The organism is Pseudomonas sp. MWU12-2020 (assembly GCF_023100605.1).
Lineage (GTDB): Bacteria > Pseudomonadota > Gammaproteobacteria > Pseudomonadales > Pseudomonadaceae > Aquipseudomonas > Aquipseudomonas fluorescens_H.
Genome location: NZ_JALMEX010000009.1, coordinates 201,536 through 222,881, shown reverse-complemented (window position 1 = coordinate 222,881; position 21,346 = coordinate 201,536). Strand labels below are relative to the sequence as shown.

Below are 21,346 nucleotides of genomic sequence, written 5' to 3'. Positions count from 1 at the left end.
AGGAAAGCGAAATGACTGACAAGCCTGGCTACCGTCGTCCGCAGGAAGGCACCCAGCCTGAGTACCTGCACCCGACGTATCAATCCACCAACCTGCGCTCGCCGTCCAAGCCGTTGGTGTTTCTGCCGCATTCGTTGTCGGAGATCACCGGCCCGACCATCGGTGCCGAACGCATCGCCGAAAAAGACAACGACCTGACCGCCCAGCACGACGGCGAGCCGTTGGGCGAGCGCATCATCATTCACGGCCGTGTGCTCGATGAAAACGGTCTGCCGGTGCCGGGGATTCTGGTGGAGATCTGGCAGGCCAACGCCGCCGGCCGCTACAACCACCAACGCGATCTGCACGACGCGCCGCTTGACCCGAACTTCACCGGCACCGGCCGCACCGTGACCGACGCCGACGGTTGGTACCAGTTCCAGACCATCAAGCCCGGCGCCTATCCGTGGGGCAACCACCACAACGCGTGGCGCCCGGCGCACATCCATTTCTCGCTGTTCGGGCCGAGCATCCTCACCCGTCTGGTGACGCAGATGTATTTCCCCGGCGACCCGCTGCTGGCCTACGACCCGATCTACAACTGCGTGCCGGACACCTCCGCGAAGGAACGTCTGATCGCCGCTTTCGATCTGGAAAAAACCATTCCGTCCTACGCCCTCGGCTATCGCTGGGACATCGTCTTGCGCGGCCGCGACGCCACGCCGATGGAGAAATAAGATGACGCTGACTGCCACCACGTCCCATACCGTCGGGCCGTACTACCACATCGGCCTGACCTGGCTGAACCGCGAAAACCTCGCGGTCGAACAAACCCTCGGCGAGCGCGTGGCGATCACCGGCCAAGTCGTTGACGGCAACGGCGATGTGGTCAACGACGCGATGCTCGAAGTCTGGCAGGCCAACGCCGCCGGCAAATACGCGCACCCGGAAGACGAGCAGGACAAACCGCTGGACCCGCACTTCGAAGGTTTCGGCCGGGTGCCGGTGGACGCCGAAGGGCGCTTCCGTTTCACCACGATCAAACCGGGCACGGTCGAAGGCCTGAAGGGCTCGACCCAGGCCCCGCACCTGGTGGTGCTGGTGTTTGCCCGCGGCCTGGTCAAACACTTGCTGACACGCATCTACTTCGAAGGCGATCCGGCGAACGTCAATGATCCGCTGCTGGAATGTGTGCCGGCCGAGCGCCGCGGGACGTTGCTGGCGAAGCCGGATGCGGCGGGGGTTTATCAGTGGAATGTGATTTTGCAGGGCACTGAGGCGGAGACGGTGTTCTTCGATTATTGAAGGGGCAACACACATCCCATGTGGGAGCGGGCTTGCTCGCGAAGGCGGTGGGTCAGTCAACATTAATATTGCCTGACACGCCCTCTTCGCGAGCAAGCCCGCTCCCACAGGGAAACTGTATGGCCGATTCGATGTGGAACGGGACTGTTGCGAAGTGTGTCTAGACTCTCACCTGTCCCCTCAGAGTAAAAACAATGACAACTACCACCGCTCATTACACCGGCGAAGAGCGCAGTAAGCGCATCTTCGCCATTGTCGGTGCCTCGTCCGGCAATCTGGTCGAATGGTTCGACTTCTATGTCTATGCCTTCTGCGCGATCTATTTCGCCCCGGCGTTTTTCCCCTCCGACAACCCCACGGTGCAACTGGTCAACACCGCCGGTGTATTCGCCGCCGGGTTCCTGATGCGCCCGATTGGCGGCTGGATTTTCGGACGGCTGGCGGACAAGAAGGGCCGCAAGACTTCGATGATGATTTCGGTGCTGATGATGTGCTTCGGCTCGCTGCTCATCGCCTGTCTGCCGACCTACGCCAGCATCGGCGTGTGGGCACCGCTGTTGTTGCTGTTCGCGCGTCTGCTGCAAGGTTTGTCGGTGGGTGGCGAATACGGCACCACCGCGACCTACATGAGTGAAGTTGCGCTCAAGGGCCAGCGCGGCTTTTTCGCTTCGTTCCAGTACGTGACGCTGATCGGCGGACAACTGCTGGCGGTGTTGCTGGTAGTGATCCTGCAGCAGTTCCTCAGTGAAGATGAACTGCGTGCTTACGGCTGGCGGATTCCGTTTGTGGTCGGTGCGGTGGCGGCGGTGATCTCGCTGTTCCTGCGTCGCTCCCTGAAAGAAACCACCAGCAAGGAAATGCGCGAGAACAAGGACGCCGGCAGCATCCGCGCGCTGTTCCGTGATCACAAAGCCGCGTTCATCACCGTGCTCGGTTACACCGCCGGTGGCTCGCTGATTTTCTACACCTTCACCACCTATATGCAGAAGTACCTGGTGAACACCGCCGGCATGCACGCGAAGACCGCCAGCTACATCATGACTGGCGCGCTGTTCCTGTATATGTGCATGCAGCCGCTGTTCGGCATGCTCGCCGACAAGATCGGCCGACGTAATTCGATGCTCTGGTTCGGCGCGCTCGGCACGCTGTTCACCGTTCCGATCCTGTTGAGCCTGAAAAGCATCAGCAGCCCGGTGCTGGCCTTTGTGCTGATCACCGTGGCGCTGGCGATTGTCAGTTTCTACACCTCGATCAGCGGCCTGGTGAAAGCCGAAATGTTCCCGCCGGAAGTCCGCGCCCTCGGCGTCGGTCTGGCCTACGCGGTGGCCAACGCGATCTTCGGCGGCTCGGCTGAATACGTGGCCCTGAGCCTCAAGGCCGGGGGCATGGAAAATGCCTTCTACTGGTACGTCACGGTGATGATGGCGGTGGCGTTCCTGTTCAGCCTGCGCCTGCCGAAACAGGCGGCGTACTTGCATCACGATCTGTAAACCGATGAGCGCGGGCTGTGAAGGCCCGCGCCGGCAAGGACTGTTTATGACTCAGCGACCGGGCAATCAATTGTTCGATGCCTACTTCACTGCCCGCGATATGCGCGACGTGTTCTGCGATCAGGGCCGGGTGCAGGCGATGCTCGATTTCGAAGCGGCACTGGCCCGGGCCGAAGCGCGGGTCGGGGTGATTCCGGCGTCCGCCGTCGCACCGATTGCCGCCGCCTGCAACGCCAGCCTGTATGACTTCGCGGCGCTGGGCGAGGCGATTGCCACGGCCGGTAACTCGGCGATTCCACTGGTCAAGGCGTTGGGCAAGCAGATCGCCGCGAGCAGTGCCGAGGCCGAGCGCTATGTGCATCTGGGGGCGACCAGTCAGGACGTGATGGATTCCGGGCTGGTGCTGCAATTGCGTCAGGCGCTGGAGCTGATTGAAAGCGATCTGGCAGCGCTCGCCGACTCGCTCGCCGCCCAAGCCCAACGTCATGCGGCGACGCCACTGGCCGGGCGCACATGGCTGCAGCACGCCACGCCCGTCACGCTCGGGATGAAGATTGCCGGTTGGCTCGGTGCGGTGACCCGCAGTCGTCAGCGTCTGCGCGAACTCAAGCCACGGCTGCTGGTGCTGCAATTCGGCGGAGCGTCCGGCACCCTCGCGGCACTCGGCGGGCAAGCATTACCGATCGCTCAGGCCTTGGCGGAAGAACTGCGACTGACGCTGCCCGAGCAACCGTGGCACACCCAGCGTGATCGCATTGTCGAGTTCGGCGCGGTACTCGGTTTGATCGCCGGCAGCCTCGGCAAACTCGGGCGCGACATCAGTCTGTTGATGCAGACCGAAGCGGCGGAAGTATTCGAACCGTCGGCGCCGGGCAAGGGCGGTTCGTCGACCATGCCGCACAAGCGCAATCCGGTCGGCGCGGCAGTGTTGATCGGTGCCGCGACGCGGGTGCCGGGGCTGGTTTCGACGCTGTTCAGCGCCATGCCGCAGGAGCACGAGCGCAGCCTCGGTCTGTGGCATGCCGAATGGGAAACCCTGCCGGACATCTGCTGCCTGGTGTCCGGTGCGTTGCAACAGGCGCGCCTGCTGGCCGATGGTCTGGAAGTCGACGCCGAGCGCATGGCGCGCAATCTCCAATTGACCCAAGGGCTGGTGCTCGCCGAAGCGGTGAGCATCGTCCTCGCGCAGCGGGTCGGACGCGACACCGCGCACCATTTGCTCGAACAATGCTGCAAACGCGCGGTGGCCGAACAGCGCCACCTGCGTGCGGTACTCGGCGACGAGCCGCAAGTGACTGCCGAACTGAGCAGCACCGAACTCGATCATCTGCTCGACCCTGCGCATTACCTCGGCCAGGCGCAAACCTGGGTCGAGCGCGCAGTCGCCGAACACAATGCTTTGACTGTCTGAAGGAGAGGGCTGTGGCTTTCGTTCAACTCGCCGATGGCGAACTGCACTATCAATTGGATGGGCCGGTCGATGCGCCGGTGCTGGTGCTGTCCAACTCGCTGGGCACCGACCTGCACATGTGGGACGCGCAGATACCGGCGTTCACCGAGCACTTCCGGGTGCTGCGTTTCGACACTCGCGGACACGGCCAGTCGCTGGTGACGCCGGGGCCCTACAGCATCGAGCAACTGGGGCGCGACGTGCTGGGTCTGCTGGATGCGCTGCACATCGAGCGTGCGCATTTCTGCGGATTGTCGATGGGCGGGTTGATCGGCCAGTGGCTGGGGATCAATGCCGGTCATCGTCTGCACAAACTGATTGTGTGCAACACCGCCGCGAAGATCGGCGACCCGTCGGTGTGGAATCCGCGCATCGAAACCGTGTTGCGTGACGGCCCGGCAGCGATGGTCGCACTGCGTGATGCATCGATTGCCCGTTGGTTTACCCCGGACTTTTCCACGGCCAATCCGGCCGCGGCGAAGAAGATCACCGACATGCTCGCGGCGACGTCACCTGAAGGTTATGCGGCCAATTGCGCGGCGGTGCGCGATGCCGATTTCCGTGAGCAACTGGCGTCGATCAACCTGCCGCTGCTGGTGATCGCCGGCACCGAAGATGCGGTGACGCCACCGTCCGGCGGGCATTTCATTCAGGAGCATGTGCGCGGCGCCGAGTACGCCGAGTTCTATGTCGCGCACCTGTCCAACGTGCAGGCCGGTGCCGCTTTCAGTGATCGGGTGTTGGCGTTTCTGAACGCTCAGTGAGGGAAGATTTGTGGACGAGAAACAACGTTACGACGAAGGTTTGCAAGTACGCCGCGCGGTCTTGGGCGATGCCCATGTCGATCGCAGCCTGAATGCGCTGACCGAGTTCAACTCGGAATTCCAGGAGATGATCACCCGTCACGCCTGGGGCGACATCTGGACCCGCCCGGGCCTGCCTCGGCATACCCGCAGCCTGATCACCATCGCCATGCTGATCGGGATGAACCGCGAGGCCGAGCTGAAACTGCATTTGCGTGCGGCGGCCAACAACGGTGTGAGCCGGGGCGAGATCAAGGAAGTGATCATGCAGAGTGCGATCTATTGCGGGATCCCGGCGGCGAATGCCACGTTCCATCTGGCGGAGTCGGTGTGGGATGAGCTGGGGGGCGAGTCTCGGGAGTGATGGTGCCTGAACTGACGCCTTCGCGAGCAAGCCCGCTCCCACATTTGGAATACATTTCCCCTGTGGGAGCGGGCTTGCTCGCGAAAGCGGCAGAAGCCGTGATGCATTAATCAGCACAGGCACTCAGACCCTGGCGACAATGAAAATCCGCTTGAACGGAAACAGCGTCTGCCCGTTTTTCTCCGGCGGATAATGCTTATGCACCCGCATCAGATAGTGATAGATGAAGCGCGCCTGTTCTTCTGAACTCAGCGCCTGCATCACCGGCCGCAGTGCCGAGACCTTCACCCAGTCGTAGATCGGCGACTTGCCGCCGACCACCTGCAATTGCTCGGTTTCCCAGATGTCCAGTGACGTGGTCAGCGGCGCCAGCAAGCGGTAGTAATCCTCCAGCGACAATAGCGGTCGCGCCGCCATGTGCTGGCGCAGTTGCGGCGTGCCGATGGGGGTGTGACCCGGGCCGGCGTCTTCCAGGGTGTCGAGCATCAGTCGATACCACAAGGCATCGCGCCAGTCCGGCATGTGCGCCGCCAGACAGCCGCCGGGGTTCAGATGCCCCAGCAGGCGCGGCAGCAGTTGTTGATGATCGCCAATGAAATGCAGCACCGCCGCGGCGAGCAGCAGGTCGGCGGGTTGTCTGGGTTGCCATTCGAGCAGGTCGCACTCTTGCCAGCGGGCGTTGATCGACAGACATCGGGCCTGATCCAGCATCTGCCGCGAACTGTCGACGCCCAGCAACTGCGCTCGCGGCCAACGTTCGGCCAGCAACTGCGTGGCAATGCCGGTGCCGCAGCCCAGGTCGTAAATGTGTTTGGGGTTATCCAGTTCGACGCGATCGAGCAATTCGTTGACCGGGCGCTGGCGTTGACGGGAAAACTGCTGGTACGCCTTGGCGTCCCAGTCGAGGGCTGCGTTGAGTGGGTTGATCATGAGGTGGTCCTCCGATGATCAGCAGTGTCTTCCGATGACAACCTGGCCAAATCTTGAGGACCAACAACTTTGGATAGCGGAAGCGGGGAGGGTGTGGCGCCTGAGTCCTTCAGGTGTTTCCTACTCTACCCGAGGCTTTGCGAAGCGCTACAGATCCTGACGGATGGCACAACACCCCTGTGGGCGCGGGCTTGCTCGCGAAGGCGGAGGGTCAGGCAGCATTGAAGTGACTGATAAACCGCTTTCGCGAGCAAGCCCGCTCCCACAGGGACTTGGTGTTTACAGCAAGCTGATCGGATAGCTGATGATCAGGCGGTTTTCGTCGAACTCGTTGTTGCTGAAGTCGCGGCGCATGGTCGAGTTGCGCCAGCGCACGTTCAGGTCGCGCAAGGCGCCGCTCTGCACGGTGTAGCCCAGTTCCGATTCGCGGCCCCATTCCTTGCCATCGGTGATGGTTCCGGTGTGCACGTTGTCGCCGCTGATGTAGCGGTTCATCAGGGTCAGGCCGGGGATGCCCAGGGCGGCAAAATTGTAGTCGTGGCGCACCTGCCAGGATCGCTCCTGAGCGTTGTCGTAGCTGGAGTTGTAGCTGTCGTTGGCCAGGGTGCCGCCGCTGGTGCCGTTGACGCGCATCCAGGCGCTGTCGCCGGTGAGTTTCTGCAGGCCGACGTAGAAGGTGTTGCCGCCGTAGCGGGCCGAGAACATCCCCGACCAGGTCTTGTTGTCGAGTTCGCCGGCGCGGGCGCTGCCGTCATCCTTGCCATAGAAGAAGCCGAGGTTGGCGCCCAGGGTCCAGTCGCCCAGTGGCTGGCTGTGGGTCAGGTTGACGTATTGCTGGCTGTAGATGTCCTTGAGTTCGGCGTTCCACAGGCCGATCTGCGTGCGCTTTTCGTTGAAAACGTATTCACCGCCCTGAAAGTTGAAGCGGTCCGAGGTGAACGCCGGCTTACCGAACATCGACATGTCGCTCATGCTGCTGTCGTCGCGCGGACTGTTGGCGCGGAACTGCCCGCCGTAAAGGGTCAGACCGTTGATCTCCTTCGAGGTGATCTGTCCGCCACGGAAGGTTTGCGGCAGCGAACGGCCGTCGTCCGAACGCAGGATCGGCAGCACCGGCATCCATTCGCCCACCTTGATTTCGGTCTGCGACAGTTTGGCCTTGAACGCGACGTTGGTACGGCCGAAATTGTCCGCCGGGCGCCCGTCGTGATCCAGTGGCAGCAATTGCGTGCCACCGGTGCCTTTGCCGCCATCGAGCTTTACCGAATACAGGCCGAGCACGTCCATGCCGAAGCCGACGGTGCCTTGGGTGAAGCCGGATTTGGCGTCGAGGATGAAGTTCTGCGTCCACTCTTCAGCCTTGCCCTGAGCCTTGGTCGGGTTGGTGAAATTGCGGTTGATGTAGAAGTTGCGCAGGTTCAGGTTGGCGCTGGCGCCTTCGACAAATCCGGCTTCTTCGGCTGCGACAGGCAGGGCAGCGCCGGTCAGTGCGAGGGCGATCAGGCCGGGGAGGGCGTACGGCGCAGTTGGATGAGTCATCGCAGGGTCTCTTGTTATTTTTTTTGGGGCGAACGGGTCCGTTGCCGCCACTTTCGGGGCAGGCAAGCGCTTGCAGAATCTGGGATGCAGCGGCGGCGATCAGCCGGACGGGACAGGGCGCGGGAGCATGGTGTCGAACCTGTTGTTATTGGTTTTGTGGAGCGAATGGTGCGGGGGGCGGATGTTTTGATTCAATTGGTAAAAGCGGGTTCTGGGCGATTATCGAACGCAAGATTCAGTTGGGTTTCAGGGTGTCTGTGAGGGCCTCTTCGCGAGCAGGCTCGCTCCCACATTTGGAATGCGATCCCCTGTGGGAGCGAGCCTGCTCGCGAAGGGGCCAGCCCAAACCACACACTTTTCTGGCAGGCAACAAAAAGCCCGCCAAGTGGCGGGCTCCCTGTGTTCACCGGATGATCAGAACAGCTTCATCTTCGGTGCTTCTTCTTTCAGCGGTTCGTTCTGCGCGGTCTGTGCATTCCAGCCACCGCCCAAGGCCTTGTACAGGTTGACCGCACTGGTCAGCTGCGCGAGGCGGTCGGTGATCAGCGCCTGTTGCGCGCTGAACAACTGACGCTGGGCGTCGAGGAAGGTCAGGTTGCTGTCGACACCGATGCGGTAACGACGCTCGGCCAGGCGATAGTAATCCTGGTTGGCCGCGACGAAGTCACGTTGCGCCTGCAACTGCTCGGTGTAGGTCTGGCGGGCGGCCAGGCCGTCGGCGACTTCCTGGAAGGCGGTCTGAATCGACTTCTCGTAGTTCGCCACGTCGATGTCTTTCTGGATCTTCGCCGCGTCGAGGCTGGCGCGCAGGCTGCCGGCGTTGAAGATCGGCAGGTTGATCTGCGGCGAGAACAGCCAGGTCCCCGAACCACCCTTGAACAGACCGGACAGGTCCGGGCTCAGCGTACCGGCGTTGGCCGTCAGGCTGATGCTCGGGAAGAACGCGGCACGGGCCGCGCCGATGTTGGCGTTGGCCGCTTTCAGGTTGTACTCGGCTTGCAGGATGTCCGGACGACGTTGCAGCAGGTCCGAAGGCAGGCCGGCCGGTACGTCGCTGAGCAGGTCATCCGACAGCGGTTTGGCCGCTTGCAGGTTGGCCGGGATACCGGTGCCGAGCAGCAGGGTCAGGCTGTTTTCGTCCTGAGCCACTTGACGGGTGTACTTGGCCAGTTGCGCCCGGGCGTTTTCCACCGAGGTACGCGACTGCGCCAGGTCCAGCGCCGAGGCGACACCGACTTCGTTGCTGCGGCTGGTCAGCTTGTAGCTTTCTTCGAAGGCACCGAGGGTGTCCTGCGTCAGCTTGAGCAGTTCCTTGTCGGCCTGCCAGGTCAGGTAGGCGTTGGCCACACTGGCCACCAGGCTGATCTGGGTGCTGCGACGCGCTTCTTCAGTGGCGAAGTATTGTTGCAGTGCTTGTTCGCTCAGGCTGCGCACCCGACCGAACAGGTCGAGTTCGTAGGCGCTGATGCCGACGGTGGCGGAGTAGGAGCTGGTGATGCCCGCTTCACCGGTCTGCGAAGCCCGTGCCGGAACGCGCTGGCGGCTGCCGGTGGCGTTCGCCGAAACCGCCGGGAACAGATCGGCCCGCTGGATGCGGTACTGAGCGGCGTAGGCGTCGATGTTCAGCGCCGCGACGCGCAGGTCGCGGTTGTTTTCCAGCGAGACCTGGATCAGCTGTTGCAGGGCAGGATCATGGAAAAACTGCTTCCAGCCTTGCTCGGCAGCGGCTTGCGCCGGTGCCTGGGCCGGCGAGTACGCCGGGCCCTGCGGGAACTGGTTCGCAACCGGTGCTTCTGGTCGCTGATAATCAGGAATCAGCGAGCAACCGCTCAGCACGAAGGCTGCGACCGCGATGGAGAGTAGCGACTTGCTCATTGGCCAGCCTCTTTAGGAGTTTCTGTGGTGTCATCCTGGTCCGCATTTTTGCGCTGGCCCATGGACGACACGGTGACGAAGAACAGGGGGACCCAGAAAATTGCCAGGATCGTGGCCGTGAGCATACCGCCAATCACACCTGTACCGATTGCGTGTTGACTGCCCGAGCCGGCGCCGGTGGAGATCGCCAACGGTACTACACCGAGGACGAATGCCAGCGAGGTCATGATGATCGGTCGCAGACGCATGCGGCAGGCTTCGATCGCCGCATCGCGCAGACTGCGCCCTTGCTCATGCAGCTCCTTGGCGAATTCGACGATCAGAATGGCGTTTTTAGCTGCCAGACCGATGGTCGTCAACAGGCCCACCTGGAAGTACACGTCATTGGACAGGCCGCGCAGGCTGGTGGCCATCAGCGCACCGATGATCCCCAGCGGTACCACGAGCATGACCGCGATCGGAATCGACCAGCTTTCATACAGTGCCGCCAGACACAGGAACACCATCAGCAGCGACAGGGCGTACAGCGCTGGCGCCTGCGAACCGGACAGACGTTCCTCGTAGGACAGACCCGTCCAGGAGATACCGACACCGGCCGGCAGCTTCTTGGCAATCGCTTCGACTTCGGCCATCGCTTCACCGGTGGAGTAACCCGGCGCCGGAGAACCGAGGATCTCCATCGCTTCCACACCGTTGTAACGCGCCAGTTTCGGCGAACCGTAGATCCACTCGCCCTTGGCGAACGCGGAGAACGGCACCATGGTCCCGGCGCTGTTGCGCACGTACCACTTCTTCAGGTCTTCAGGGCTCATGCGCGAACCGGCCTGGCCTTGCACGTACACCTTCTTCACACGACCGCGGTCGATGAAGTCGTTGACGTAGCTACTACCGAAGGAAATCGACAGGGTGCTGTTGATGTCGGTAATGCTCACGCCCAGGGCGCGGGCCTTCGCATCGTCGATTTCCAAGTGGTATTGCGGCTCGTCGTTCAGACCGTTCGGACGGACCTGGTAGAGCACCTTGCTCTGCGCGGCCATACCGAGGAACTGGTTACGCGCTTCCATCAGTTTTTCGTGACCGATACCGGCGCGGTCCTGCAGGAACACGTCGAAACCGGTGGCGTTACCCAGCTCCAGTACCGCAGGCGGGGCAAAGGCAAACACCATCGCGTCACGGAAGCTGAAGAAGTGCTGCTGGGCGCGTTGGGCCAGGGCGAACACGCTGTTGCTCGCATCACGCTCGTGCCACGGCTTGAGCATGATGAATGCCAGACCCGAGCTCTGACCACGACCGGCGAAGTTGAAGCCGTTCACGGTGAACACCGAGGACACCGCACCGGACTCTTTTTCCAGCAGGTAGGAGCGCATTTCGTCGATCACGACTTGCGTACGTTCGGCACTGGAACCGGCCGGGGTCTGCACCTGGGCGAACAGTACGCCCTGGTCTTCTTCCGGAAGGAACGCGGTCGGAATGCGGGTGAACAGCCAGATCATGCCGACCACGATCAGGACGTAGGCCAGCAGGTACGGCGCTTTGCGCGACAGCATGTTGCCGACACCGCGCTCGTAGCTTTTCACGCCGCGGTCAAAGCTGCGGTTGAACCAGCCGAAGAAGCCTTTTTTCGGTGTGCCGTGCTCGCCTTTCGGAATCGCCTTGAGCATGGTGGCGCACAGCGCCGGGGTGAAGATCAGCGCCACCATCACCGACAGGGCCATGGCCGAAACGATGGTGATCGAGAACTGCTTGTAGATCACACCGGTGGAGCCGCTGAAGAACGCCATCGGCAGCAGTACCGCCGACAGAACCAGGGCGATACCGACCAGAGCGCCCTGGATCTGGCCCATGGACTTCTTGGTCGCTTCCTTCGGTGACAAGCCTTCCTCGCTCATCACCCGCTCGACGTTTTCCACCACGACGATGGCGTCGTCCACCAGCAAGCCGATGGCCAGCACCATACCGAACATGGTCAGGGTGTTGATGCTGAAACCGAACGCCGCGAGGATGCCGAACGTACCGAGCAATACCACCGGCACGGTCATCGTGGTGATGACGGTGGCGCGGAAGTTCTGCAGGAACAGGAACATCACCAGGAACACCAGCACGATCGCTTCGACCAGGGTTTCAACCACACCCTTGATCGACTCGGTCACCACCGGAGTGGTGTCGTACGGGAACACCACTTCCATGCCTTGCGGGAAGAACGGGCTGAGCTCGTCGATCGTTTTACGCAGGGCTTTGGCGGTGTCGAGGGCGTTGGCGCCGTTGGCCAGCTTTACCGCCAGACCGGAAGAAGGCTTGCCGTTGAACTGGGCCGAGATGGTCGAGTTTTCACCGCCCAGGCCGACGTCGGCAACATCACCGATGTGTACTTGCGAGCCGTCCTGGTTGACCTTCAGCAGAATCGCCTTGAACTGCTCGGCAGTCTGCAGACGGGTTTTGCCGATGATCGTGGCGTTCAGTTGCTGGCCAGGCAGCGCCGGCAAACCACCGAGCTGACCGGACGACACCTGGACGTTCTGCGCCGAAATCGCGGTGCTGACATCGGCCGGGGTCAGGTTGTACTTGTTCAGCTTGGCCGGGTCGAGCCAGATGCGCATCGCGTACTGGGCACCGAAGACCTGGAAGTCACCGACACCGGCAGTCCGCGAGATCGGGTCCTGCATGTTCGACACGATGTAGTTGGACAGGTCGTCCTTGGACATGCTGCCGTCACGCGACACCACGCCGATCACCAGCAGGAAGTTCTTCACTGCCTTGGTCACGCGGATACCCTGTTGCTGCACTTCCTGCGGCAGCAGCGGGGTGGCCAGGTTCAGCTTGTTCTGAACCTGAACCTGCGCGGTGTCGGAGTTGGTGCCTTGCTCGAAGGTCGCGGTGATGGTCATGCTGCCGTCGGAGTTACTTTCCGAGGACACATAACGCAGGTTGTCGATACCGTTGAGTTGCTGCTCGATCACCTGGACCACGGTGTCCTGCACGGTTTGCGCCGAAGCACCCGGGTAGGTCACGGAGATCGCAATGGCCGGAGGCGCAATGCTCGGGTACTGGTTGATCGGCAATTTCAGGATCGATAGTGCCCCGACCAACATGATCACCAGGGCAATTACCCAGGCGAAAATCGGACGGTCGATAAAAAATTTCGACATGAGTTACTCCCCTTTGCCGCCAGCGGCTTTGTCAGCTGCCTGAGCGGGGGCCGGGTTCTTGGCTACGTTGGTCGCTTCAGTCGGGTTGACCTGAACACCTGGTCGAACATATTGCAGGCCTTCGGTGATCAGACGATCGCCGGCTTTCAGGCCATCCTCGATCAGCCACTGGCTGCCGACGGTGCGACTGGCCTTGAGCTGACGCAGTTCAACCTTGTTGTCCGGGCCGACAACCAGTGCGGTCGGGGTGCCTTTGAGGTCGCGGGTCACGCCTTGTTGCGGCGCCAGAATGGCGGCAGCGTTGACCCCGGCCTGCAACTGGGCACGGACGAACATGCCTGGCAGCAGGGTGTGATCCGGGTTCGGGAACACGGCACGCAAGGTCACGGAGCCGGTAGTCGGATCAACCGACACTTCGGAGAATTCCAGCTTACCGTCGAGCTTGTACTGGCTGCCGTCTTCGAGGGTCAGTTTGACCGCTGCCGAGTTGTCGCCGACCTTCTGCAGGCGACCGCTTTCCAGCTCGCGGCGCAGTTCCAGCAGTTCAACCGAGGACTGCGTGACATCGACGTAGATCGGGTCCAGTTGCTGGATCGTCGCCATCGCGTCAGCCTGGCCGTTGCTGACCAGCGCACCTTCAGTCACCGAAGAGCGGCCGATACGCCCGGAGAGCGGTGCGTAGACCTTGGTGTAACGCAGGTTGATCTGCGCGCTCTGCAGCGAGGCTTCCGACTCCATGCGGTTGGACACGGCAGTGTCGTATTCCTGGCGGCTTACGGCCTGCTCGTCAACCAGTTGCTTGTAGCGGTCGGAGATCGACTTGGTCGAACGCAGGTTGGCTTCGGCGCTTTTCAGGGTGGCTTCATAGACGGCCGGGTCGATCTGATACAGCTGCTGACCGGCCTTGACGTCGCTGCCTTCCTTGAACAGGCGCTTGAGAATGATGCCGTTGACCTGTGGTCGAACTTCAGCGATGCGGTACGCACTGGTGCGGCCCGGCAGTTCGGACGTGAGTGTAAAGGCTTGTGGCTGCAGGGTGACGACGCCGACCTGAGGAGGCGGAGCGGCTGGGGCCGCTTCTTCCTTTTTACATCCGCTGAGCAGCGATGCCAGGGCGACGGCAGTGACCAGAGCGGTAACAGCTGGCTTGAATTGCATGAAGATCCTCGGGTCAGGCGCGCACAGTGCGCACAAGAAGTGTGGAAGGGTAAAAAAATCGGGTCGAGTGGATAAGTAGCTTGCTAAGGAATATACTTACGTTCATGGTTGTTTGTAAATAGCTTGGCGTCGTACCCACCCTGTTACAAAATGCGTCGCAAGGTTTGAAATTGTAGGCCGGGGAGCCGATTCGTGAGAGATCGGCCCCCTCTTTATTCAGCGGATATTCAGCCATCCCTGAAACATCCTGTTTGAGGTTTTACTGCCATGGTCCGTCGTACCAAAGAGGAAGCTCAGGAAACGCGCAGCCAGATTCTCGAAGCGGCCGAGAAAGCGTTTTATGAAAGAGGCGTGGCCCGCACGACCCTGGCGGATATCGCAACGCTGGCTGGCGTCACGCGCGGTGCCATCTACTGGCATTTCAGCAACAAGGCGGATCTGGTGCAGGCGATGCTCGACAGCCTGCATGAACCGCTGGATGAATTGGCGAAGGCCAGCGAGAGCGAGGACGAACTCGACCCACTGGGGTGCATGCGCAAGCTGTTGATCCATCTGTTCCATCAGGTAGCCCTGGATCCGAAGACCCGTCGCATCAACGAGATTCTTTTTCATAAGTGCGAATTCACCGATGAAATGTGCGATCTGCGCCAGCAGCGCCGCACGGCCAGTCTCGATTGCAACCTGCGCATCGGCCTGACCTTGCGTAATGCGGTAAATCGCGGCCAGTTGCCGGAAGATCTCGACACTGCCCGAGCGGCCATCAGCATTCATGCGTATATCGATGGCCTCCTGTATGGATGGCTATTGGCGCCGGACAGCTTTCAATTGCATGCCGAAGCCGAGCGCTGGGTCGATACAGGGCTGGACATGCTGCGCCTGAGCCCCAGCCTGCGCAAATGAAACAAAATGCGTAATTGGCACAGGTTATGTCAATCGGCCTGCTTTTATATAGACCCGAACCGCGAGTTTAAACGTAGCGAGCTACGGATTTTGTAGGGATTTTGTGTCTTCGCTGTGAACGAATGTTAGCTGTCGCCAATAATGACAGCATCACCTTGTGGGAGCGGGCTTGCTCGCGAAGGCGTCTGAACATTCAATACATCTGCCGACGGTCATACCGCTTTCGCGAGCAAGCCCGCTCCCACAATGGAGCTTCAGCGATTGCGGGGCAAAACCCAAGAAAAAGCCCCCGACTTTCACAAGTCGGGGGCTTTTGTGTTTCTGCTGTCGCGTCCTGAATAAGGTTTACAGCGTCGGGTAGTCGATGTAGCCGACCGGGCCTTTGCCGTAGAACAGCTCAGGGCGCGGATCGTTCAGCGGTGCATCGGCCTTCAGACGTGCCGGCAGGTCCGGGTTGGCAATGAACGGTACGCCGAATGCCACCGCGTCAGCCTTGCCTTCTGCCAGCCAGGCATTGGCGCTGTCCTTGGTGAAGCGTTCGTTGGCGATGTACGCGCCGCCGAAGGCTTCTTTCAGCTGTGGGCCGAGGCTGTCGGCGCCTTCTTTCTCGCGGGAGCAGATGAAGGCGATGCCACGCTTGCCCAGCTCGCGAGCGACGTAAGTGAAGGTCTCGGCCAGATTGTCGTCGCCCATGTCGTGGGAGTCGGCGCGTGGTGCCAGGTGCACGCCGACGCGGCCGGCGCCCCAGACGTCGATCGCCGCGTCAGTCACTTCCAGCAGCAGACGTGCACGGTTTTCCAGGGAGCCGCCGTAGTTGTCGGTGCGCTGGTTGGTGCTGCTTTGCAGGAACTGGTCGAGCAGGTAGCCGTTGGCGCCGTGGATTTCAACGCCGTCGAACCCGGCGGCTTTGGCGTTCTCGGCACCGGTGCGGTAGGCGTCGACGATCTCGGCGATTTCAGCGGTTTCCAGGGCACGTGGAGTCGGGTAGTCGGCCAATGGGCGCACCAGGCTGACGTGACCTTTAGGCTGGATGGCGCTCGGCGCGACCGGAGTTTCACCGTTGAGGTACGACGGGTGCGAGATGCGGCCGACGTGCCACAGTTGCAGAACGATCTTGCCGCCGGCAGCGTGCACGGCTTTGGTCACGTTGGTCCAGCCGCGCACCTGATCGTTGGACCAGATGCCCGGGGTGTCCGGGTAGCCAACGCCCATCGGCGTCACCGAAGTGGCTTCGGACAGGATCAGGCCGGCGGAGGCGCGTTGCACGTAGTACTCGGCCATCAGTGCGTTCGGCACGCGGCCTTCATCGGCGCGGCAGCGGGTCAGCGGGGCCATGATGATGCGGTTGGACAGCTCGAGGTCGCCCAGTTTGATCGGATCGAAAATAGTTGCCATGTGTACAACCCTCGTCAGTGAAGTGGTTAATCAGTGGGTAGCAGGGGCCAGGCCGGCATCGCCGTTCTGACGGAAAGTGATCAGGGTCACCAGCAGCGCGAGCACGGCCAGCGCGGCGGCGGCCAGGGGCACGCTGGTCAGGCCGAAACCGTGGGCGATGACGCTGCCGCCGACCCAGGCGCCCAGGGCGTTGCCGATGTTGAAAGCGCCGATGTTCAGGGTCGACACCAGGTTCGGTGCGGCCTTGCCGAAGGTCACCACGTTGACTTGCAGCGCCGGGACGGCGGCAAAGGAGGCGGTGGCCCAGAGGAACAGAGTGATTTCCGTCGGGATCAGCGCAACGCTGGTCCAGCTCAGCACGGTGGAGACCACCGCCATCGCCACGAACACACCGATCAGGGTCGCGCCGAGACGCTTGTCCGCCAGTTTGCCGCCGATGATGTTGCCCACCGTCAGACCGAGGCCGATCAGCAGCAGGGTCCAGGTCACGCCTTTGGGCGAGACGCCGGTGACATCGCCGAGCAGCGGCGCGACGTAGGTGAAGAGGGTGAACATCGACGCGGCGAACAGCGCGGTCATGCTCAGCGACAGCCAGATGCCGGCGCCTTTGAGGGCGGCGAGTTCGGCACGCATGTCGAGTTTTTCTTCGTCACGCTTGGCCGGCAGGAAGCGGATCAGACCGATCAGTGCCACAACACCAATCACGGTCACCGCCCAGAACGTCGAACGCCAGCCGGCCTCCTGACCCAGTGCCGTGCCCAGCGGTACACCGAGGACGTTGGCCAGGGTCAGGCCGGTGAACATCAGCGCCACGGCGGATGCGCGTTTGTTCGGCGCTACCAGTCCGGCAGCTACCACAGAACCGATACCGAAGAACGCACCGTGGCACAGCGCGGTGACGACACGGGCGAACATCAGCACGTTGTAGTCACTGGCGATGGCGCACAGCAGGTTACCGACGATGAAAATGCCCATCAGCGCTACCAGTGCGGCCTTGCGCGGCAGTCTGGCGGTGGCCAGTGCCATGAACGGCGCACCGATGGCCACGCCCAGGGCGTAACCGGTCACCAGCCAGCCGGCGCCCGGGATCGACACACCGAGGTCAGCCGCCACATCGGGCAGCAGGCCCATGATGACGAACTCGGTGGTACCGATGGCGAAGGCGCTCAAGGCCAGAATGAGTAGCGAGAGGGGCATTTGAATCAATTCCTTGTGGGAGCGCTGAGCTCTTTGACGATGGCGTCGAGGAACGCCTGGATCACGTCCTCGTTGCGTTTGAAGAAGTGCCACTGGCCAGCTTTCTGGCTGCTGATCAGACCTGCGCGTTGCAGGGTCGCCAGGTGGGCGGAAACGGTCGACTGCGACAGACCGCAGCGTTGATCGATCTGCCCGGCGCAGATGCCGTACTCGTGGTTGTGAATCTGCTCAGGAAACTGGGCTTTGGGGTCTTTCAGCCAGATGAGAATGTCTCGCCGTACCGGGTGTGCCAGGGCTTTTATTATTTCGTCGAGGTCGAGGTTCATGGCTTTATGCTCGTGATGTGTAGCGCTATATCGCGATGAGGCGAACTTTAAATCGGTATTTCGCGATATACCAATATGAATTTGATCTGACGACCGCATAAATCGGTATATCGGGTTATAACGATATGTGTGCTGTAACGATGAAAGCGCGCAGTGCTAAGCTGCGCCCATGAACTATCTCGCACATTTACACCTCGGAGGCCAGCGCCCCGAGCAATTACTTGGCAGCCTGTATGGCGATTTCGTCAAAGGACGGCTGCAGGGGCAGTTTGCTCCGCAGATCGAAGCGGCGATTCAGCTGCACCGGCGAATCGATGTGTTCACCGATCGCCACCCTTTGGTGGACATCGCCCTCGGGCGTTTCTCCGAGACCCGGCGGCGTTATGCCGGGATTGTCCTTGATGTGTTTTTCGACCATTGCCTGGCGCGGGACTGGACGCAGTACGCCGAGCAGCCGCTGGAGCACTTCACCCGCGACGTTTACCGGGTGCTGTCGAGCGAGCCGCAATTGCCCGAACGCCTGGCGAAAATCGCCCCGCACATGGTCGCCAATGACTGGCTGGGTTCGTACCAGCAATTCGAAGTGCTGGACCAGGTGCTGCGCGGGATCTCGCGGCGTCTGACTCGGCCAGAGGAGCTGGCGGGGGCTATGCAGGAATTGCGGCGGTTGTACGAGCCGCTGAGTGAGGATTTCCGTTTGTTCTATCCGCAGCTTCAAGAATTTGCACAAACGTCGGCAACGCAGTAACCCCCTGTGGGAGCGGGCTTGCTCGCGAAAGCGGTAGGTCATTCAACATGTGCATTGGCTGAACCACCGCTTTCGCGAGCAAGCCCGCTCCCACAGGGGGGATCTGTGTTTCAGGCAGCGATCAATTCGCCGGCACGCCGTGGTTCGGCCGCTTTGGCGATATCCCCAAACAACGCCTTCTGCACCGCCTGCTGTGCTTCGAACGCCAGTGCTGCACGCTCGCGACCCACGCAGGCAATCGGCTTGAGCACGTGAATCTCGACATCGCCGCAGTCGTTGCTGAACAGACGCATCAAGTGCGACAGCAAATCATCGTCGCCAATGAACGGTGCCAGCGTGTCGATTTCGCCATCGCGCAGATAACGGATCGCCACCGGCTGCAGCATCACCTCCGAATCAATCGCCGCCGACAGCAGGCGACCATGAAAGGTGCGCAGCGAACGGCCATCGGTGGTGGTGCCTTCCGGGAACATCAGCAGCGGATGTTGCGTTTGCAGGTGACGGGTCATCTGTTTGCGGATCAACTGGCTGTCGCCCGAGCCGCGACGGATGAACAGACTGCCGGCTTTCGCCGCCAGCCAACCTGCAACCGGCCAGGTGCGCACTTCGGCCTTGGACAGAAACGACAGCGGCGTGAGCATGCCCAGCAGCGGAATGTCAGTCCATGACACATGATTGCTGACCCACAGCATCGGCTGCTTCGGCAACTCGCCGTGCACGGTTACGCGAAAGGGCAGGGCATTGCTCAGACGCGCCATGAAAAACCGCGACCAGCGCTGCCGACGTTGCATCGAGTGCGCCAGGCCCAGACGTTCGAACATCCCGAAGACGCTGGCCATGGTCAAGCCCAGCGCCACCACCAGCAGCACCCGCGCGATCCGCGCGTAGACGCGCAACCGGCTCATCACACGGCCGCCTTGAAGTGTTTGGCGTAGCGCGGGCAGAGTTCGTCGCGCTTGAGCAGGATGAACACGTCGGCGACCTGGAAGTCTTCGTCCCAGCACGGCTCGCCGCAGATCTTCGCACCCAGGCGCATGTAGGCCTTGAGCAGCGGCGGCATTTCGGCGATCACGTTCGACGGGATATCCAGCGACGGCAGCGGATTCTTCGGTTCGGCGCGCAAGTGTTCGGTGCACAGATAACGTTCGCGCAGACGCTGCATGATCGCGTGGGCCTGCACACCGCCGTCCTGCATCGGAATGCTCGCGCAACCCATCAGGTAGCTGTAGCCGCCCTGATTCAACACTTCGGCCAGTTCACCCCAGAGCACGGCGATGGTGCCGCCGTTGCGGTAGGCCGGGTCGACGCAGGTGCGGCCGATTTCGAGGATCGGCCCTTGCAGATGGGCGAGGCCATGCAGGCTGAATTCTTCTTCGCTGTAAAAACGGCCCAGACTGCTGGCAGCGGTGTGATCGAGCAGACGGGTAGTCGCCACCAGGCGCCCGGTGTTCAGGTCACGCACGCCGATGTGGCTGCAGTGAACATCATAGTCATCCATGTCCAGACCCAGCTCCGCGCCTTTCAGCTTGGCGTTGAACTCGCCGCTGAACACGTTGAAGCGCAGGGCCTGGGCTTGCTGCAAGGCCTCGGCGCCGATCAGGCGTTCGGCTTGCAGGCGGCGTTCATTGCCGGTGTCGCTGATGCGGGCGATCTGAGTCATTGGAATCTCCGTACGGGCCTTGAACCCGTCGTGGGTTGCAGCCGATCGACTTTCTTTATGCAGCCATGTTGTGCAAAGTCAGGCTATGTAGCCCCGGTGTCATCGCCATGAACGTTTGGTGATGCTTGTATGACAGCCCACAAGGAGCCTCTTATGCCCTGGCCAACCCTGCTCGAAAGTCGTGAACGCCTGCCCGCCGTCGCAGATCTGGCGGAAGGTTTCGCCACGTTGTTGCATCAACTGGGCAGCGTGACGCCGTTCGAACTGGCGGTGGCCGGAGGGCGGCGGATGGCGACGCCGGGGCTGGCGTTTCTGGTGGGGTATCAGGCGGCATTGCGCATGCTCTGGCCGAGCGCCCCGCCGAGTCTTGGCGCGTTGTGTGCGACCGAACAGCGCAGCTTGCGCCCGGCGGACATGCAGACGCGCCTGACGGATTTGCGCCTCAACGGACAAAAGGATTTCGTCACCGCAGGGGATGCGGCGGATTGGCTATTGATCGCCGCGCGCAGTGACGAACCCGGCGAAACGCCGCGCCTGAGTCTGGCGGTGGTCTATCCCGGCGAACCCGGCGTGCGCGTGGAAAAACTCCCGGCGTTGCCGCTGATGCCGGACATCAGCCACGGTCGTCTGTATCTGGACGGCGCCTTGTGCGAGTTGCTCGCGGGGGACGGCTGGGATGCTTATGTGAAGCCGTTCCGCACTCTGGAAGATGTTTACGTGTTGAGCGCGATGACCGCGTGGCTGTATGGCGTCGGTCAGGACAGCGGCTGGTCGCAGCCGCTGCTGTTGCGTTTGCTGGCGCTGCTGGGTGGGTGTGCGGAAGCGAGTCGCCAGCCGCCGAACAACCCGGCCGGACATGTGCTGTTGGGTGGGTTGTTTGCGCAGTTCGATGCGTTCAAACCCGAGATCGATCGGGCGTTGGCCGAGGGTAATCCGGAGTGGGCGGCGATGTGGCAGCGTGATCAGTCGGTGATGCAGTTGGCGGCGGGCGCGCGGGCCAAGCGCTTGGCCAAGGCTTTGGCGGTGGGCTGACGGGCCCTTTCGCGAGCAAGCCCGCTCCCACAATTTGACCGAGTTCCTT

Annotated in this window: 19 protein-coding genes; 9 read left to right on the top strand and 10 right to left on the bottom strand. The window is 61.8% G+C overall.

Translation table 11 applies throughout. From position 1 onward, the window contains the following. The first annotated feature begins 11 nt into the window (after positions 1 to 11). The 6 genes from pcaH to pcaC all read left to right on the top strand — a co-directional run bounded on the left by pcaH (position 12) and on the right by pcaC (position 5,391). Entirely contained in the window at positions 12 to 716 is a 705-nt protein-coding gene (gene pcaH, locus M0814_RS20850) for a protocatechuate 3,4-dioxygenase subunit beta (RefSeq protein WP_103485657.1), read from the top strand. 1 nt (position 717) lies between these two features. Beyond that, a complete protein-coding gene (gene pcaG / locus M0814_RS20845) occupies positions 718 to 1,284 on the top strand; it encodes a protocatechuate 3,4-dioxygenase subunit alpha (protein ID WP_003222412.1) in 567 nt (188 codons plus the stop codon). 194 nt (positions 1,285 to 1,478) lie between these two features. Beyond that, positions 1,479 to 2,774: an MFS family transporter gene (locus M0814_RS20840; protein WP_003222414.1), complete on the top strand. Its 1,296-nt coding sequence runs from the start codon at positions 1,479 to 1,481 to the stop codon at positions 2,772 to 2,774. 46 nt (positions 2,775 to 2,820) lie between these two features. Beyond that, positions 2,821 to 4,185: a 3-carboxy-cis,cis-muconate cycloisomerase gene (locus tag M0814_RS20835; protein ID WP_103485658.1), complete on the top strand. Its 1,365-nt coding sequence runs from the start codon at positions 2,821 to 2,823 to the stop codon at positions 4,183 to 4,185. An 11-nt stretch (positions 4,186 to 4,196) separates the two neighbouring features. Next, positions 4,197 to 4,988 (top strand): 3-oxoadipate enol-lactonase, encoded by a 792-nt coding sequence (gene pcaD / locus M0814_RS20830; protein WP_103485659.1) that lies wholly within the window; start codon positions 4,197 to 4,199, stop codon positions 4,986 to 4,988. A gap of 10 nt (positions 4,989 to 4,998) precedes the next feature. Next, the gene (gene pcaC, locus M0814_RS20825) at positions 4,999 to 5,391 is read left to right on the top strand and encodes a 4-carboxymuconolactone decarboxylase (protein WP_103485660.1); all 393 of its coding nucleotides are present in this window, start codon (positions 4,999 to 5,001) and stop codon (positions 5,389 to 5,391) included. A 123-nt stretch (positions 5,392 to 5,514) separates the two neighbouring features. Here pcaC and M0814_RS20820 read toward each other — a convergent pair whose 3' ends face one another. The 5 genes from M0814_RS20820 to emhA all read right to left on the bottom strand — a co-directional run bounded on the left by M0814_RS20820 (position 5,515) and on the right by emhA (position 14,039). Then, positions 5,515 to 6,321 (bottom strand): methyltransferase domain-containing protein, encoded by an 807-nt coding sequence (locus tag M0814_RS20820; RefSeq protein WP_103485661.1) that lies wholly within the window; start codon positions 6,319 to 6,321, stop codon positions 5,515 to 5,517. A gap of 279 nt (positions 6,322 to 6,600) precedes the next feature. After that, on the bottom strand, positions 6,601 to 7,860 hold the full coding sequence (locus tag M0814_RS20815) for an OprD family porin (RefSeq protein WP_103485662.1): 1,260 nt from the start codon (positions 7,858 to 7,860) through the stop codon (positions 6,601 to 6,603). A gap of 414 nt (positions 7,861 to 8,274) precedes the next feature. Beyond that, positions 8,275 to 9,735, bottom strand: coding sequence for an efflux RND transporter outer membrane subunit EmhC (emhC, locus tag M0814_RS20810; protein WP_003222424.1), 1,461 nt, complete (start codon positions 9,733 to 9,735; stop codon positions 8,275 to 8,277). After that, the gene (gene emhB / locus M0814_RS20805) at positions 9,732 to 12,881 is read right to left on the bottom strand and encodes an efflux RND transporter permease subunit EmhB (protein WP_003222425.1); all 3,150 of its coding nucleotides are present in this window, start codon (positions 12,879 to 12,881) and stop codon (positions 9,732 to 9,734) included. Before emhB ends, emhC begins: the two co-directional genes overlap by 4 nt. A 3-nt stretch (positions 12,882 to 12,884) precedes the next feature. Next, positions 12,885 to 14,039: an efflux RND transporter periplasmic adaptor subunit EmhA gene (gene emhA, locus M0814_RS20800; protein WP_003222427.1), complete on the bottom strand. Its 1,155-nt coding sequence runs from the start codon at positions 14,037 to 14,039 to the stop codon at positions 12,885 to 12,887. 267 nt (positions 14,040 to 14,306) lie between these two features. Between emhA and emhR the strand changes: the two genes are divergently transcribed. Continuing rightward, positions 14,307 to 14,939 carry an efflux system transcriptional repressor EmhR gene (gene emhR, locus M0814_RS20795; RefSeq protein ID WP_045122322.1) on the top strand — a complete coding sequence of 211 codons (633 nt, stop codon included), beginning with the start codon at positions 14,307 to 14,309 and terminating at the stop codon, positions 14,937 to 14,939. Between the two features lie 345 nt (positions 14,940 to 15,284). On the opposite strand, the gene M0814_RS20790 is transcribed toward emhR, so the two are convergent. Genes M0814_RS20790 through M0814_RS20780 form a run of 3 tightly spaced genes read right to left on the bottom strand, consistent with a single transcriptional unit; the run spans position 15,285 to position 17,857 of the window. Next, positions 15,285 to 16,334, bottom strand: coding sequence for an alkene reductase (locus M0814_RS20790; RefSeq protein ID WP_003222432.1), 1,050 nt, complete (start codon positions 16,332 to 16,334; stop codon positions 15,285 to 15,287). A 30-nt stretch (positions 16,335 to 16,364) separates the two neighbouring features. After that, positions 16,365 to 17,531: an MFS transporter gene (locus M0814_RS20785; RefSeq protein ID WP_003222434.1), complete on the bottom strand. Its 1,167-nt coding sequence runs from the start codon at positions 17,529 to 17,531 to the stop codon at positions 16,365 to 16,367. Positions 17,532 to 17,536: 5 nt separating this feature from the next. Further along, positions 17,537 to 17,857, bottom strand: coding sequence for a helix-turn-helix transcriptional regulator (locus M0814_RS20780; protein WP_003222436.1), 321 nt, complete (start codon positions 17,855 to 17,857; stop codon positions 17,537 to 17,539). A 169-nt stretch (positions 17,858 to 18,026) separates the two neighbouring features. Between M0814_RS20780 and M0814_RS20775 the strand changes: the two genes are divergently transcribed. After that, positions 18,027 to 18,605 carry an ACP phosphodiesterase gene (locus M0814_RS20775; protein WP_103485664.1) on the top strand — a complete coding sequence of 193 codons (579 nt, stop codon included), beginning with the start codon at positions 18,027 to 18,029 and terminating at the stop codon, positions 18,603 to 18,605. Positions 18,606 to 18,715: 110 nt separating this feature from the next. On the opposite strand, the gene M0814_RS20770 is transcribed toward M0814_RS20775, so the two are convergent. Together M0814_RS20770 and olsB are read right to left on the bottom strand one after the other, a co-directional pair. After that, positions 18,716 to 19,510 (bottom strand): lysophospholipid acyltransferase family protein, encoded by a 795-nt coding sequence (locus tag M0814_RS20770; protein ID WP_103485665.1) that lies wholly within the window; start codon positions 19,508 to 19,510, stop codon positions 18,716 to 18,718. After that, a complete protein-coding gene (gene olsB / locus M0814_RS20765) occupies positions 19,510 to 20,265 on the bottom strand; it encodes an L-ornithine N(alpha)-acyltransferase (RefSeq protein WP_003222441.1) in 756 nt (251 codons plus the stop codon). The genes M0814_RS20770 and olsB overlap by 1 nt, the downstream gene beginning before the upstream one ends. Before the next feature lie 153 nt (positions 20,266 to 20,418). Here olsB and M0814_RS20760 point away from each other — a divergent pair, with 153 nt between their 5' ends. Further along, positions 20,419 to 21,297, top strand: coding sequence for an acyl-CoA dehydrogenase family protein (locus M0814_RS20760; protein WP_103485666.1), 879 nt, complete (start codon positions 20,419 to 20,421; stop codon positions 21,295 to 21,297). Positions 21,298 to 21,346: the final 49 nt, after the last annotated feature.